Below are 14325 nucleotides of genomic sequence, written 5' to 3' on the forward strand. Positions count from 1 at the left end.
CCTCTCCCCATGATGAATGCCCTATTTTTCACTGATCCATGATTTAATTAATTTTGCCGTTTGCTGCGGATTCTCCCGGGCAATTTTCAGCACCTCATTTCTTGCCATGACCTCTGAGTCCATCTTAAGAGGAGGATGTATGCCACCCTCAACCTCACCCGATGACTGGAAAACTCCGCTCATTCCGCCTGGATAAGATGCAATCTGGGGTCTCGTTGCAAGAGCTGTCTTCATAAGCGGCTTTACAACAAACAGGAATACAAGCCCTGCTACAACCAGGGCAACGGCATACTTGATGAAGGGCAGCATGGCGGTCAGCTGAAACCTGGTCTCAGGCTCTGCTTCGGAGTCTGCGGATATTAATGATGACTCGAACGGTATACTCAGCACCTCGACCTGATCTCCCCTTTCCTCGTTATATCCTATTGCTTTTTTTACAATTTCAGTATATTTGCCGAGCTCTTCAACTGTTCTCGGAATATATTTCCTCGTATCCTTGCCATCACTACCCTTGACAATCTCATAATTTCCATCTATCAGTATAGCTGCTGACAATCTCCTGATTGTCCCGGCAGCCTCTACAATATGATTGACCGTCTTGTTTATTTCATAGTTTATTGTTTCCTGTGCCTTCCTGGATTGCGATGAAGTGCCCTTTGTATCGCCTGCGGCCTGAGGGTTTTCATTCCTGGCGGATGGAAGGTTTGAGACCACGCCCGGGATCCCTGACACCCCTCCTGAAGAGCCCGAAGCATTCTCCTGAACCCTTTGCTCGCTCCTGACAGCAACAGTGTCAGGATCATACTTCTCTTCAGTCGTCTCTACCTGTTTGAAATCAAGAGTGCCCGATATACGAACAGAGACCTTGCCGGGCCCGACTGCCCTCTCGATCATGCTCTGCACCCTTTCTTCCAGTGACTTCTCAAGATTCCGCTGATACTCAATCTGATAAGTGGACATGTTTGCAGCATATCCGTCATCAGAAGGTTTTGATAATATATTCCCATGAGTATCAACAACCGATATATTCTGTGCGCTCAAACCCTCCACACTGCTTGCGACAAGGTGAACGATCCCATAGATCTGGTTCTGGGACAACGTCCCCCCCCCTTTTATCTTCAACACCACAGATGCCCGGGCTGACTCTTTTTTCTCAGAGAACAGTGTCTTTTCAGGTACGACCAAATGAACCCTGGCCTGCTCAACTTCACTAATCTGGCTGATGGTTCGGGCCAGTTCTCCCTGAAGCGCCCTCCTGTAATTTAATTTCTGGACAAAGTCAGTCATGCCGATGCTTGTCCTGTCAAAAATCTCAAATCCCACGCCGCCGCCTGAAGGTATCCCCTCACCTGCCAGCAGCAATCTCAGTTCATGAACTTTTTCATGAGGAACCAATACCGCATTTCCGTTCTGCAATTCATATGGCACCTTCAACTCCTTCAATTTCGCAGTAATTGTCCCTGCATCTTCAGTAGACAGGTTCGCATAAAGAAGCTGATATACCGGTTGATTAGCCCAAAGCACAACAGCTATCACCACGGCTATCATAGCGGCAACCCCAGCCACAGCCATTACCTTCTGGCCAATAGGTATCGCCGCAAATCTGCTTTGCAATTCGGAAGGATTAATCGCCATAACTATATGTTCCCTTTCTTGTCTTATCTCTCATAACCAGTCAACGAAAGTTGACGCTCAAAATCGTCCGGTTGCAATGTGTACCCCCGTTTTTCAGCGTCAACTATACCTGGGTGCGCATTATTTCTTCATACGCACTTATTAACTTGTTCCTAACCTGCATCATCATCTGCAAAGACAGGTTCGCCTTTTCCACGGCAATCATCACCTGATGAATGTTCTGGTCTTTACCTGACAATAAATCCTGCACTGCCTGATCAGCCCCATTCTGCACTGTATTGACCTTTTCGACTGACCCCCTGAGCATCTCCGCAAATGAATTTACGGAGTCATCAATTTTTGCTGCGGACTTGTTGTCAGCTACGGGAAATACATTGGCCCCAATGCCGTTTATCTCCATTTTATTCATGACTCACCATCCCCTTCTTTCTTACCTGCCGATCTCCAGCGCCTTTTGAGCCATAGCCTTTGCAGAGTTTACTGCAGTAACATTGGCCTCATAGGACCTCGACGCCGACATCATATTAACCATCTCTTCAAGAAGGTTTACATTAGGAAGCTGCACATATCCTTCTTCATTGGCATCCGGATGCTGAGGATCAAATACAACCTGGAAAGGCCTTTTGTCTTCCACTATCTCTTTAACTTCCACTGCACCGGCACTGTTATCAAGGGCATTGTCAAGCACCTCTGAAAAGACAACATCCTTCCTCCTGTACGGACCGCCTTCCTGAGTATGCGTGGATTGAGCGTTGGCAAGATTGCCTGCAATTATATTCATCCGGATCCTCTGAGCCTCAAGACCTGATGCACTGATTGAAAAGATTTTTCCGATATCCATATTTATCTCCCTTCTCTGATTGCGTTTGCAATCATTCTGAATTTTGTTGAAATAACCTGCGCTGAGGCATTATACAGAATAGAATTCTGTGCCATATTCGCCATTTCAAGCTCAACGTTAACACTGTTGTCATCATAGCCGGCATTGCTCTCAGGCCTGTTAATTACTGCTGCACCGCTGCTGTTCAAGCCGGTATCAGCGTTAAGATGCATGGGATTTGTCCTTGATATCTGCTGCACCCCTCCGGAATTCTGCGCAGCCCTGAGTTCATCAGTAAAATTAATATCCTTGGCCTTATAGTGCGGTGTATCCTGATTGGCTACGTTGGCAGACAGCAGCTTATGCCTGTCACTCATCATATCAAGCGCCTTGGACAGGAATGAAATTGTATTATCGAATAGTGTCATAGTCATTGCAATGAAACATAGTTTGCAAACGATATACCATAGCCAGAATCATTTTATTTATTTTGTTTATCAATATGTTACAACTCACTTCATTCCACCTGCCCTGATTAATTCATTTCAGAGGGCACTTTGTTTCCACCTGAGCAGGCAATTTCTGCCTACACAATAATTCCTTCCTCCCTGTATTCGCTCAATTTATTTCTAAGGGTGCGAATCCCTATGTTCAAAAGCTTTGCTGCTTTTGTCCTGTTCCAGTTGACATCCTCAAGGGTCTTAAGTATAAGGGCTGTTTCCATTTCCCGGACAGACATCCCTGCAGAAATGGAAGATGGCGTATTCCGGCTGTCTCTCTTACCCTCAATCATAAGGTGACCCGGAAGCAGAGTGTCGCCGTCGGCAATCAGGATCGCCCTCTCTACAACATTCTCAAGCTCCCTGATATTCCCCTTCCAGTCATGGCTGATTAAGACATCCACGGCCTCATCTGATATTTTTGTAACCGGGGCCCTGTTCCCGCGTGATCTATTGTCCTTAAGTTTCTTCATAAAGTGCCTTGCAAGTTCAGGGATGTCTCCCTTTCTGTCCTTCAGCGGAGGGAGTACCATCGGGAAGACGTTCAGCCTGTAGTAGAGATCCTCCCTGAATCTTCCCTCTTCCACCTCTCTTTTCAGCGTCCTGTTGGTTGTGGCAATAACACGGATGTCAATATGAACAGGCTCTTTCCCGCCTATGGTGTCTACCTGCCTCTCCTGCAGCACCCTCAATAGCTTGGCCTGAAGCGGAAGACTCATCTCTCCCACTTCATCAAGGAGCAATGTACCCGTATTTGCCTGTATAAACTTTCCGTTTCTCTTGCTGATGGCCCCGGTAAACGCCCCCTTTTCATGACCGAATAATTCACTCTCAAGGAGTCCGTCAGGTATAGCCGCACAGTTTATGGCGACAAACGGATTTCCGGCCCTGTAACTTCTGTTATGAATAAACCTGGCAAGCATTTCCTTCCCGGTACCGCTCTCACCCTCTACCAGCACTGTAACATCACTAAATGCAATTTCCTGCGCAGTCTTTAATAATCTGAGCATACCAGGGTCTTTTGATATAATAGCTGCTGCTTCTTTATCATCCGATGACGGTTTATTTGCATCCTGAACAGACTCAATACCACGTTTTACAAGGTCCTCAAGGGCATCCGCGGAAAATGGCTTCATTATGTAGTCAAAAGCGCCCAGTTTCATCGCCTCAACTGCATTATCAATGGTGCCGTAAGCAGTAACAAGGATTACCGGGACATCAGGGGAGCGCCTTTTTACCTCCTTTAGCACATGAACTCCGTCGCCATTTGCCATCCTGACATCCGTTATCACCATGTCAAACTGTTTTGATGAAAACTTTCGTATAGCCTCATCTCCGCCGGATGCAATATCAACTGAATATCCACACCTCCTTAGTGTTTCACTCATGGCAAAACGCATTTCGCAGTCATCATCTGACAGAAGTATTGTCCGCCCCATCAAGCTCCCCCCCCCTTTAAAGGCAAATGCATAACAAAAAGACTGCCGGCCCCTGGCTTGCTGTAGACATTAATGCTCCCTCTGTGGGCGCTTATAATATTGTGCACGATGGTAAGGCCGAGGCCTGTGCCATTTTCCCTGGTCGTGAAAAATGGGTCGAATATCCTGTTCATGTCTGCAGAGGCAATCCCGGCACCTGTATCCTGAACTGATATATCAACTGTATCGTTGGCAGTATCCTCGACTGCCTCAATAGTGAGGCTGCCTGAATCCTCCATGAACTGAAGGGAATTCAGAAACAGATTAAGAAAAACCTGCCGCAGTAATGTCTTATCGCAAAACAACCTGAGACGGTCAGGACATCTTTTTACCACACTGATATTCTTTTTATTTATCAGATACGACACGCCTTCGAGACTGTTATCAATTATTGTCCCAATCCCTGCCTTTTCATAAGCAGGTTTGGGAAGCCTGGTAAAGTGCAGCAGGTTTGATAAAACCGCATCAATATTTTTGACTCCATAAATTATATGCCCCAATAAAACCTGTTTATCAGGGTCTGCTGCCAGCTCTTTCCGTAATAAGGATGTAATCAGTTCAATGCTCCCCAGGGGATTTCTGATGTCATGGACTATCTTTGTCACCATCCCCCCCATAGACTGCAGGCGCACTTCCCTTTCATGGCCGTCTCTGTAATTTAAATCAGGATATGGTTCTGTTCCCCCGTATTCAGGCACTTCACATCTGTGTGATATATTTTTATCGTTCATGGCAATTAATTCAGTTGTCCTGAAGCATAGGCAATGTCTTTTATGCGCTCCTCAGAAATCTGTTTGACAAGATTATTATTGCCCCCGGATAACTTTGAGAACACCTTTTTGGCATCCTCCGCCCTTCCCAGCCTTAAAAGGCAGTCCCCTATCATAAACTCCACTGTATCAGAGCCTTCCTTAAGCCATCCCCCTTTTAATCCTGCATTGTATGCATCCATTGCCTCCTGGTACTTCTGCAATCCATAATAAGCATTGCCAAGCATGACATAACCATTTGACGCAAACCCGGCGTTTGGCTGTTTCCTGACACCTGTAAGCATATCCCTGAGGACAGCAATGCTGTCTTCATACTGAGTCCTGTTCTGCAACATGGTCGCAAGTTTTATATAGGCATCAGGATAGCGGTACGGTGCATCTCTTATTACTGCATATAAATTATTGCTCGCCTTTTCATACTCTTTGAGGTTATAGAAACTGTTGCCGGCAAGAGCCCTTGCTTCATTTGTCATACTGCCGTCCGGGAATTCTGATAAAAGTCGTCCAAGCAGCCCGACCGCCTTTCTGTCATCACCGGACAAGGCATACAACTTTCCTGCGTTAAACAACGCCTGCTCTCTTCTGCTTCCATTTCTCTCAATAATGGCTTCATAGATCACATGTGCGTCATTGTAAAAGTGAAGCCCCTCATGCATGGCAGCTATACCCATGAGAAGTCCTTCGTTCTTCACATACCTGAGGTTATCCCTGTAAAAGGCATGGTATAGTTTAAGAACACCGGCCTTGTCACCCCGGTCAAGCCTGTCCCTTATCTTTATCCCTATTCTGTCAATAGCATCGCTGAGCGCTTCTGAGACCTCACTTCTTAAATTACTGTCTGGATTATTGATAAGTTCGAGATAGACGTTAAATGACTGCTGGAGCCTGCCCTGTTCCTCCATTACTTTAGCTGTCTTAAACCTTGCTGTGGCAACAAGGACATTATTTTCTGAAGCTGTTTCAACATCCTTATAGTATTTCAACGTATCCTGATTGAACTTATCAGCCGGAATCGCCGGACGTCCGCGAGATGATCTGGCCTCCCTGTTGGATTGAAGCTTCATGTCCCCCAGTGCAAGCATACTCGAAAAGGAATCATCGCTGTCAGGGAAGTACATGATTACATCACGAAATATCTTCTCAGCAACAGGATAGTTTCGCGAAATGGCAAATGTCTCTGCCGCCCTTTTAAGGGCTAAACCGGCCTGACCGTCTTTTGGGTACAGATTATAAAAAGTCAGAAAGCCTTCCCTTGCCTTTATAATTTCTCCATTCTGAAACTGACACTCACTATATTCATGCAGGATTTCAGGATTGCCTTTCATGTAGGCCGGCCATCTTCTTAGTCCCTCTTCAAAGTACTTTCTTGCATCACCAAACTCATTGAGTAAAAAAAGTAACTCAGCAGCAAGGAATACCCTTTCCTTCTCCATCTTGCCATTGTATCTTAACATCAGCACATCAAGGTCTGACAATGCATCTTTGAAATTACCCAACTTAAGATTGATAACTGCCAGCATATATTGTGCCCTTGCAGCAAACAGGGTTGACGGATAATCCTCGATCACCCTCCTGAAATTTCCCTTAGCCTCAGCAATCAGGTTTAGATCAAGGTATATGTTGCCTGTCTCAAGAAGTATTTCCGGAATCTTTCCCTTTTCCCGTGCCGGACATAACCTCAGACCAAACTGAAATGACCGGAGCGCGTTCATCATAACCTTTTCATTTTTCCTGCCATCTCTTAATGCAAGCCAGCGGTATATGCTGCCTGCGTAGAGTGATGAGACAGCGGAGACTTCACTGTTCCTGCCGTCCATCGTAAACTGCACAAACTGATCAAGGGCCAGTTCGTAATTACCCCCCTTAAAAGCAACCAATGCCTCCTGGAATTCCTTCGCTCCGTCACCGTTCACCCTGTCTGTCCATGAAACGATAATCGTTTCAGGAGATGGAGGAAACAGGGCAGGCGTCTTGTATAATACAGATGCGCTGGAGTCGCTTATGCTGAGAACGACAAATAGTAAGATAATAATTATCTGCATCGAAGATGCTTAGAAGCAATAGACGTGCCAGTAAATATCACGGGACACTCGTTTTATAACTAATTGATATTGTGGATGAATTACATATTGAAAAGGATGGCGTGGTTTTATCTTGTCAATAACTTGACAAGATGGCAGTCAAAATATTTATTGCAGGATCAGGCATTAATATGAAAGTCTAACTTCTTCTTCTTGAGTTTTTCCACAAGAGTAGTGCGATTTAAGGAGAGTAGCTGTGCTGCCTTATTCTTTACGCCCTGTGCCTTTTGCATGGCCTGAAGGATCAGGTTATTCTCAAACTCCTCTACGACATCCTTCAGATTGACACCGGTTTCAGGAAGGGTTACGTGCAGTGCGCGGGCGCCGTCTTTGCTTAACTTATGTGAAATGAATTTATCAGGCAGGTCTTCAGGACAAATAGTTCCATCGCCTTTGAGTATTACAAGTCTTTCAACAAGGTTCTCAAGCTCCCGTATATTCCCGGGCCAGGGATATGTCACAAGTATTTCCATTGCTGCAGGTGAAAATCCCTTTATCTCTCTCTTCTTTGACTTGTTGAAATAACTGAGGAAGTGATCCATCAACAAAGGTATATCATCTGTACGGTCTCTCAATGGGGGAATTACTACTGGTATTACATTAAGACGATAATAGAGGTCTTCCCTGAACTTTCCTTCATGGACGGCTGTTTCAAGATCAATATTTGTAGCAGCAATAATCCTGACATCCACCTTAATAGTCTTAACACCACCTACACGCTCGAACTCGCGCTGCTGCAGTACCCGGAGGAGTTTGACCTGAAGCGTCGGACTCATGTCGCCTATTTCATCAAGAAATATTGTCCCTCCGTCTGCAAGTTCAAATCTTCCAATACGAGTGCTGCTTGCACCGGTGAATGCGCCCTTTTCATGCCCAAACAATTCACTCTCCAGCAGTGTTTCCGGGATGGCGCCGCAATTTATCGGAATAAGAGGCTTATTCTTTCTTGGACTATTGTAATGTATGGTCCTTGCAACCATCTCTTTTCCAGTACCGCTCTCCCCAAGTATGAGGATAGTGCTGTCAGTCTCTGCAACCTTCTCTATGAGTGAACAGACTTTTTGAATACCTTCACTGCACCCTATGAGATTCTCAAAACCATACCTCTGATGAAGACTCTTTTTAAGCTGACTATTCTCTGTCTGCAGGTCCTGTAATTCAATCACACGTTTCAGAAGTATTAAGACTTCCGTACCGTTAAATGGCTTCATCAGGTAATCATATGCGCCTGCCTTCATTGCATCTATTGCGTTAGATACAGTGGCATAGCCTGTAATGACTATGCAAGGCAAATCAGCATCTATGGCCCTGATATTTTTAATGACATCAATACCGCTCATCCCAGACAGCATAAGGTCTGTAATTAATACATTAAACTTATCCCTGCCTGCTGCTTCCATGGCTGACTGTCCATCTGCTGCAGCAGTTACCTCGTAGCCATTCATCGAGAGGAGAGTAATCATCGTCTCCCTGATGTCAGCATCATCATCTACAAGGAGAATGCGGGGGGATTTCATGACATAATCTTACAAATTCTTGACGCCAATGTCAACATTTATATAATTGACTTAATTTAATCTTTTATGATACAAGAATACGGTCATGGAAAACGATAGTATTGTCATTATTGGAAAGAATAACGGGTTGTCTGAACTAAGAAAGACATGGGGAGAGAAGGGCATAGAAGTAACACTTATCAAAGATGCACATGAGGCAAAAAAGAGAATAGGAAAAACCCCGTGCAGTCTTGTTGGACTTGATCCTGATACATTCAATTCAATCGTTTCACAGAATAGCCAGCCAACAGTGTCACTTAAAGATTATATAGAAAAAAGAATCCACGACTTTATCAGGAGATTTAAGTCATCAGAAGGATCCAACCTTTACTATACCCTTTTGCGTGAAATTGAAAAACCTCTCATAACCATGACACTTAAAGAGACTAAGGGGAATCAACTGGAAGCAGCCCACATCCTCGGATTAAACAGAAATACCCTCAGGAAAAAAATCAAAGAGTTAAATATATCGCTTGACAAGATGAAATAATGTCTGTTAATCTGTCTCCTGTTTTTCCACCGGAGGCCTTCAATGACAAAAGCAGAACTGACAGACAAGATAGCAATTTCAGCAGGTATCAGCAGGACAGCAGCATCAAACGCGCTGAACTCCATGCTTGAAAATATAACCAGGGCATTGCAGAAGGGACAAAAGGTAACTCTGCTCGGGTTCGGAACATTCTCAGTACAGCACAGGAAGGCCCGCTCCGGCAGGAATCCAAAGACTGGTGAAGAGATAAAGATACCGGCAGGTAAATTGCCTAAGTTTACAGCCGGGACAGCCCTCAAGAATTCCCTCAAATAGAGAACGCTGAAAAGCACCCCACTGCGGCGTCAGGAAAAAAGATTTGAACTTCAACGTACAACACAGTACGCCTCAGCTCAAATCTTATTTCCTTCCTTGCATTTGAGTACTTTTGAGCGTTCTCCCGTTGTGACGCTGAAAAGCACCCAACTGCGGCGCCGGTTCATGGTTCCAGGTCTAAGACAGTGTTGCAATTCATGCAGAGATATCCCTCTCCTTCAACCATACGGCATGTCTCTGAGATATACCTGATCTCATATACCATCCCGCATTTACCGCAGGTAATCTGATGCTTTAAATTAGAACCAGGGTTTCCTGTTTCCGTACCCCCTGTTTTATCATTATCTGACACGTCAACCTCCGTTTCATCTGAAATTCCCCGTTATTTACCACAAAGACACAAAGGACACAAAGAATTATATTTCAGATACATCATCCCAAAATGCTCCTATGTACCTGTCATTCCCACGGAACCTGTCCCCGCATGATTTAAGCGGGGAGTGGGAATCCAGAATCAAGCACTAGTTCTGGATTCCCGCTTGCGCGGGAATGACATTTTCATCGACCCTTGTGAGCCCAGGCTCATGACGGTTCACTCGATAACTCACCAGCATCCGGGCTTGCTACACGAGCACAGCCCCCTTGCTGCCGGACGTAACCATCCGTGCATATCTTCCAAGCCAGCCCTTCTCGATCTTTGGAGGCGGCTGTTTCCATTCAGCCCTGCGTCTCGCAAGCTCATCTTCACTTAACTCAACATCAAGGGTCCTCTTGTTAATATCAATGCTGATAATGTCACCGTCTTTGATCAGTGCTATCGTTCCACCCTCTGCTGCCTCAGGTGACACATGACCGATACAGGCACCGCGGGTACCGCCTGAAAACCTTCCGTCCGTAATCAGCGCCACCTTATCCCCAAGACCCATGCCCATTATATTTGCCGTTGGAGAAAGCATCTCCTGCATACCCGGACCTCCCTTAGGCCCCTCATAGCGAATAACGACAACATGTCCTTCCTTAACCTTTCCTCCAAGGATCCCGGCACATGCCTCTTCCTGTGACTCAAATACTATTGCAGGTCCTTCATGCCTTAACATTACAGGCGACACCCCTGCAGTCTTCACAACCGCACCTTCAGGTGCAAGATTGCCAAACAGTATGGCCAGCCCGCCATCTTTGCTGTAGGCATTTTCTACCGGCCTTATGACCTCTTTGTCCTTCAAAACTACATCCCTGATGTTATCGCCGATGCTCTTTAGTGTCACGCTTTTCTGCCTCAGGTCTATTACCCCTTCCACCCTGCTCAACTCTTTCAGGATAGCGCTCACCCCCCCGGCATTGTGAACATCCTCTATATGCCATTGTGAGGACGGACTTACCCTGCAGATATTTGGTACGCGAGCCGAGAGGTCATTTATCCTGCCAAGGTCATAATTAATCCCGGCCTCCCAGGCTATTGCAAGGGTATGAAGAATCGTATTGGTGGAGCCTCCCATAGCTATATCCAATGCAAAGGCATTATCAATGGCCTCTTTCGTTACAATATCACGCGGTTTGAGGTCCGCCTTAACAAGACCTAATATCTGTCTTGCTGCCCCTCGAATGAGATCGTCTCTTTCTTTTGACACAGCAAGCGCCGTACCATTGCCTGGCAGGGCAAGTCCAAGCGCCTCCATCAGGCAATTCATTGAATTTGCTGTAAACAGGCCTGAACATGAACCGCATGTCGGGCAGCCATGGTCTTCAATGTCCTTTAACTGTGACTCAGATATCCTGCCTGCCCTGAACTCACCTACTCCTTCAAAGACAGATATGAGGTCAACCACCTTCCCGCTCGTAGTCCGTCCTGCGGCCATTGGTCCGCCGCTTACAAATATAGTCGGGATATTCACACGCATGGCCCCCATGATCATCCCCGGTACGATCTTGTCACAGTTTGGTATGCAGACAAGACCGTCAAGCATGTGCGCCTGGGCCATCGTCTCTACTGAGTCAGCTATAAGCTCCCTGCTTGGCAGTGAATAGAGCATCCCCTTATGACCCATGGCAATCCCGTCATCCACCCCTATGGTGTTAAATTCAAACGGGACGCCGCCTGCCTTCCGTATCTCTTCCTTTACGATCCGGCCAAACTCCTGCAGGTGAACATGGCCCGGGATAATATCAATGTATGAATTCACTACGCCTATAAACGGCTTGTCAAAATCACCATCCTTAAGACCGCAGGCCTTCAGCAGGCTCCTGTGCGGCGCCCTTTCAAACCCCTTTTTTATCGTATCACTGCGCATAATCCCTCTCTCCTTACTTTAGCAAGGTATCACCTTTGATAATGAGTTCGTATTACGATTTTGTATTATAACACTCCACCAGTCATCCGGTAAAGACCCAATTCCGGCACAAAGTTGACATACAGGAATGGAGGGGATTAAGATAAATTCATACAGACCCATTATCATTCAGGTAAAACCATGAAAGAAATCATAGAGTGGCTGGTACATGCTGAAGGCAGGACATGCTCTATATATAATAAGGCGGCAGATTATTTTCATGCTGATGAGGAATTCAGCGGATTCGTCAGACGGCTTGCTTATGATGAAAAGGTGCACCATGCCATAATAACTCAGGTCTATGACCTGGTGAAGGGAAGGAATAACCTGCCGTCATTGATTGCTGTAATGAGTGACACAACAAGGAACGAATTTGATGCGTGCCTGTCCGGGATTGAAAAAGGCATAGAAGCCGGAACACTGACGAGAAGTGCCCTTGCTGATCACATAATTTCCATCGAATTCTGTGAATTGAACGATGCATTTGCCTACATGTTAACAACAATGAAGGATCATGATTCACAATTCAGGACTGCAGCCATCAATATTCACAAACACAAGATGACCATTAAACAGTTTCTCAACTCTTGTAATGAATTTAAGGAACATCTTGACCGCATAACACATTTCCCTGATATATGGGAAGAAAAGATCCTGATTGTTGATGATGAACACGTTATTATTGATGTCATGCAGGCGATATTGTCAAAGGAAGGCATGATAGATACAGCTTCAAACGGCAGAAAAGCCCTGGAAAAGGTTCAGGATAAATATTATGCCGCAATTATAAGTGACATTAGTATGCCTGTTATGGACGGTATGGATTTCTATAAGAGGGCTGTGGAGCTTTATCCATCAATAAGCAAGCGGTTCCTGTTCTTTACTGGGAGGGTGGACGAAAAGACAGAGGATTTTTTCAGGGAGTATAATCTGTCATACCTGGAAAAGCCATCACGCCTCAAAGACATCAGGAAAAAGGTCATAGACATATTGACTGCTATACCTTGACATTCAACAGAGGTACCCCTATCTTTTGCCTCTTGTTTTCCCCTTTAAACAATTCCCCCTTTCTTGCAGGCACGTCCCCACGCTCCCCCTCATGTTGTGCATGAATCTTTACCGGCAGGCTTGAGGCATGCTGAACCGTATGCTTGCCAAACCGTTGTGAGAGCTCATCAACAGCGCTGTATATCCTGCCCATCTTCTCTATTCCAGGCACATCATCAAACAGGGAGTACTGGACACTGCTGACAGGGACAAGACCGGCCAGGATAACGCCTGTTGACCTGTACTGGGTACCGCTCCTGTATATCTCCCTGAAGCCATTCCTGAGTATGCCTGTAAGCTCTGCCGGGAATGAAGTAGGGCGGCTTAGTTTCAGATCAACCCCATTGTCCCTGAAGTCCTGCATCCTCAGAAACAGGATTAACCCCGAAGCTGCAAGTTTATGGCGCCTTGCCTTGATGCAGGCATTCTCAAGGTTTTTAGACAACTGGGCAAATATAAAGGTCTCATCCATTGACGAAGGGGTAAAGGTCTTTGTCTTGCTGATTGATTTATAACTGCTCTTTGACTCCCGTACTACAGGATAAACGCTCCTGCCATTTAACTCATGCCATATCTCCTGATAGGGTTTGGAGAGGTATGCCTTTATAAACTCCTCTTTGCTGCGTGCAAATTCAAGGGCCGTTACTATATTAAACTTTCCAAGAAATGCAGAGGTGTTCGGACCTATGCCCCACAGCTTTCCAACAGGCAGATCTGAAAGGTATCTGTGTATGTCACCCCCGGGAATTATTGTGATCCCGCATGGTTTTTTATACTTTGAGGCGACCTTGGCAAGCACCTTGGTAAGGCTTACACCGATAGAGACACTTATCCCCAGCTCCTTTGCTATCGCCTCCTGCACCCGCCCTGCAATATCTGAATATGGACCGTGAAAAGTCCTCCTGAGGCCGGTAAGATCCACAAATGCCTCATCAATCGAATACTCCTCCACATCAGGTGAGAAACGCCTGAGTATCTCAAACATCCTTATGGAAAAGAGGCTGTAGGTCTCATAATCAGATGGAAGGAGTACAACATCAGGGCAGGCCTTCTTAGCCTCAAACAGCCTCATCCCGCGTTCTATACCCCTTGCCTTTGCCTCATAGCTTGCCGCAGCAACTATACCCCGCTCCTTTCCTGTTATGACAGGCCTCCCCTGAAGCTCGGGATGTATCGCCTGCTCGCATGATGCAAAAAACGCATCCGCATCCATGTGCATTATGGCCCTCGGCCATGAGTGGATTGTAATAGGCTTATCCATGCTTTGTCATTCCTGCGAAAGCAGGAATCCAGATATTGTTACTCA

The 14325-nt window shown here is 45.9% G+C and carries 14 protein-coding genes; 3 read left to right on the plus strand and 11 right to left on the minus strand.

Going from position 1 to position 14325, the window contains the following annotated elements; translation table 11 throughout:
• Positions 1-21: 21 nt before the first annotated feature.
• The 8 genes from fliF to IT393_10125 all read right to left on the minus strand — a co-directional run bounded on the left by fliF (position 22) and on the right by IT393_10125 (position 8801).
• Entirely contained in the window at positions 22-1635 is a 1614-nt protein-coding gene (gene fliF / locus IT393_10090) for a flagellar M-ring protein FliF (GenBank protein ID MCC7202995.1), read from the minus strand.
• A 103-nt stretch (positions 1636-1738) separates the two neighbouring features.
• Positions 1739-2035, minus strand: coding sequence for a flagellar hook-basal body complex protein FliE (gene fliE / locus IT393_10095; GenBank protein ID MCC7202996.1), 297 nt, complete (start codon positions 2033-2035; stop codon positions 1739-1741).
• Positions 2036-2065: 30 nt separating this feature from the next.
• Entirely contained in the window at positions 2066-2476 is a 411-nt protein-coding gene (gene flgC / locus IT393_10100) for a flagellar basal body rod protein FlgC (protein ID MCC7202997.1), read from the minus strand.
• 2 nt (positions 2477-2478) lie between these two features.
• Entirely contained in the window at positions 2479-2889 is a 411-nt protein-coding gene (gene flgB / locus IT393_10105; GenBank protein ID MCC7202998.1) for a flagellar basal body rod protein FlgB, read from the minus strand.
• 152 nt (positions 2890-3041) lie between these two features.
• The gene (locus IT393_10110) at positions 3042-4394 is read right to left on the minus strand and encodes a sigma-54-dependent Fis family transcriptional regulator (GenBank protein ID MCC7202999.1); all 1353 of its coding nucleotides are present in this window, start codon (positions 4392-4394) and stop codon (positions 3042-3044) included.
• Positions 4394-5164 (minus strand): hypothetical protein, encoded by a 771-nt coding sequence (locus IT393_10115; protein MCC7203000.1) that lies wholly within the window; start codon positions 5162-5164, stop codon positions 4394-4396. Before IT393_10115 ends, IT393_10110 begins: the two co-directional genes overlap by 1 nt.
• A 5-nt stretch (positions 5165-5169) precedes the next feature.
• Entirely contained in the window at positions 5170-7245 is a 2076-nt protein-coding gene (locus IT393_10120; protein ID MCC7203001.1) for a tetratricopeptide repeat protein, read from the minus strand.
• A 158-nt stretch (positions 7246-7403) separates the two neighbouring features.
• Positions 7404-8801: a sigma-54-dependent Fis family transcriptional regulator gene (locus IT393_10125; GenBank protein MCC7203002.1), complete on the minus strand. Its 1398-nt coding sequence runs from the start codon at positions 8799-8801 to the stop codon at positions 7404-7406.
• A gap of 85 nt (positions 8802-8886) precedes the next feature.
• Between IT393_10125 and IT393_10130 the strand changes: the two genes are divergently transcribed.
• Both IT393_10130 and IT393_10135 read left to right on the plus strand, forming a co-directional pair.
• Positions 8887-9330: a hypothetical protein gene (locus tag IT393_10130; protein MCC7203003.1), complete on the plus strand. Its 444-nt coding sequence runs from the start codon at positions 8887-8889 to the stop codon at positions 9328-9330.
• 42 nt (positions 9331-9372) lie between these two features.
• Positions 9373-9645, plus strand: a complete 273-nt coding sequence (locus tag IT393_10135) for an HU family DNA-binding protein (GenBank protein MCC7203004.1) — start codon at positions 9373-9375, stop codon at positions 9643-9645.
• 163 nt (positions 9646-9808) lie between these two features.
• Here the strand turns inward: IT393_10135 and IT393_10140 are convergent, their stop codons facing one another.
• Positions 9809-9997, minus strand: coding sequence for a hypothetical protein (locus IT393_10140; protein MCC7203005.1), 189 nt, complete (start codon positions 9995-9997; stop codon positions 9809-9811).
• Between the two features lie 271 nt (positions 9998-10268).
• Positions 10269-11933: a dihydroxy-acid dehydratase gene (gene ilvD / locus IT393_10145; protein ID MCC7203006.1), complete on the minus strand. Its 1665-nt coding sequence runs from the start codon at positions 11931-11933 to the stop codon at positions 10269-10271.
• A gap of 180 nt (positions 11934-12113) precedes the next feature.
• On the opposite strand from ilvD, the gene IT393_10150 reads away from it, so the two are divergent.
• Entirely contained in the window at positions 12114-12980 is an 867-nt protein-coding gene (locus IT393_10150) for a response regulator (GenBank protein ID MCC7203007.1), read from the plus strand.
• On the opposite strand, the gene IT393_10155 is transcribed toward IT393_10150, so the two are convergent.
• Positions 12970-14280 (minus strand): DNA polymerase IV, encoded by a 1311-nt coding sequence (locus tag IT393_10155; GenBank protein MCC7203008.1) that lies wholly within the window; start codon positions 14278-14280, stop codon positions 12970-12972. The genes IT393_10150 and IT393_10155 overlap by 11 nt on opposite strands.
• Positions 14281-14325: the final 45 nt, after the last annotated feature.

It is taken from the genome of Nitrospirota bacterium (assembly GCA_020851375.1).
Taxonomy (GTDB): Bacteria; Nitrospirota; 9FT-COMBO-42-15; order HDB-SIOI813; family HDB-SIOI813; genus RBG-16-43-11.

What these genes read in the sequence shown, in the direction of transcription:
- IT393_10135 (MCC7203004.1), top strand. Translation starts at nt 9,373, where the DNA reads ATGACAAAAGCAGAACTGACAGACAAGATAGCAATTTCAGCAGGTATC.
- IT393_10110 (MCC7202999.1), bottom strand. Translation starts at nt 4,394, where the DNA reads ATGGGGCGGACAATACTTCTGTCAGATGATGACTGCGAAATGCGTTTT.
- IT393_10155 (MCC7203008.1), bottom strand. Translation starts at nt 14,280, where the DNA reads ATGGATAAGCCTATTACAATCCACTCATGGCCGAGGGCCATAATGCAC.
- fliF (MCC7202995.1), bottom strand. Translation starts at nt 1,635, where the DNA reads ATGGCGATTAATCCTTCCGAATTGCAAAGCAGATTTGCGGCGATACCT.
- IT393_10120 (MCC7203001.1), bottom strand. Translation starts at nt 7,245, where the DNA reads ATGCAGATAATTATTATCTTACTATTTGTCGTTCTCAGCATAAGCGAC.
- flgB (MCC7202998.1), bottom strand. Translation starts at nt 2,889, where the DNA reads ATGACTATGACACTATTCGATAATACAATTTCATTCCTGTCCAAGGCG.
- IT393_10150 (MCC7203007.1), top strand. Translation starts at nt 12,114, where the DNA reads ATGAAAGAAATCATAGAGTGGCTGGTACATGCTGAAGGCAGGACATGC.
- IT393_10130 (MCC7203003.1), top strand. Translation starts at nt 8,887, where the DNA reads ATGGAAAACGATAGTATTGTCATTATTGGAAAGAATAACGGGTTGTCT.
- flgC (MCC7202997.1), bottom strand. Translation starts at nt 2,476, where the DNA reads ATGGATATCGGAAAAATCTTTTCAATCAGTGCATCAGGTCTTGAGGCT.
- fliE (MCC7202996.1), bottom strand. Translation starts at nt 2,035, where the DNA reads ATGGAGATAAACGGCATTGGGGCCAATGTATTTCCCGTAGCTGACAAC.
- IT393_10125 (MCC7203002.1), bottom strand. Translation starts at nt 8,801, where the DNA reads ATGAAATCCCCCCGCATTCTCCTTGTAGATGATGATGCTGACATCAGG.
- ilvD (MCC7203006.1), bottom strand. Translation starts at nt 11,933, where the DNA reads ATGCGCAGTGATACGATAAAAAAGGGGTTTGAAAGGGCGCCGCACAGG.
- IT393_10115 (MCC7203000.1), bottom strand. Translation starts at nt 5,164, where the DNA reads ATGAACGATAAAAATATATCACACAGATGTGAAGTGCCTGAATACGGG.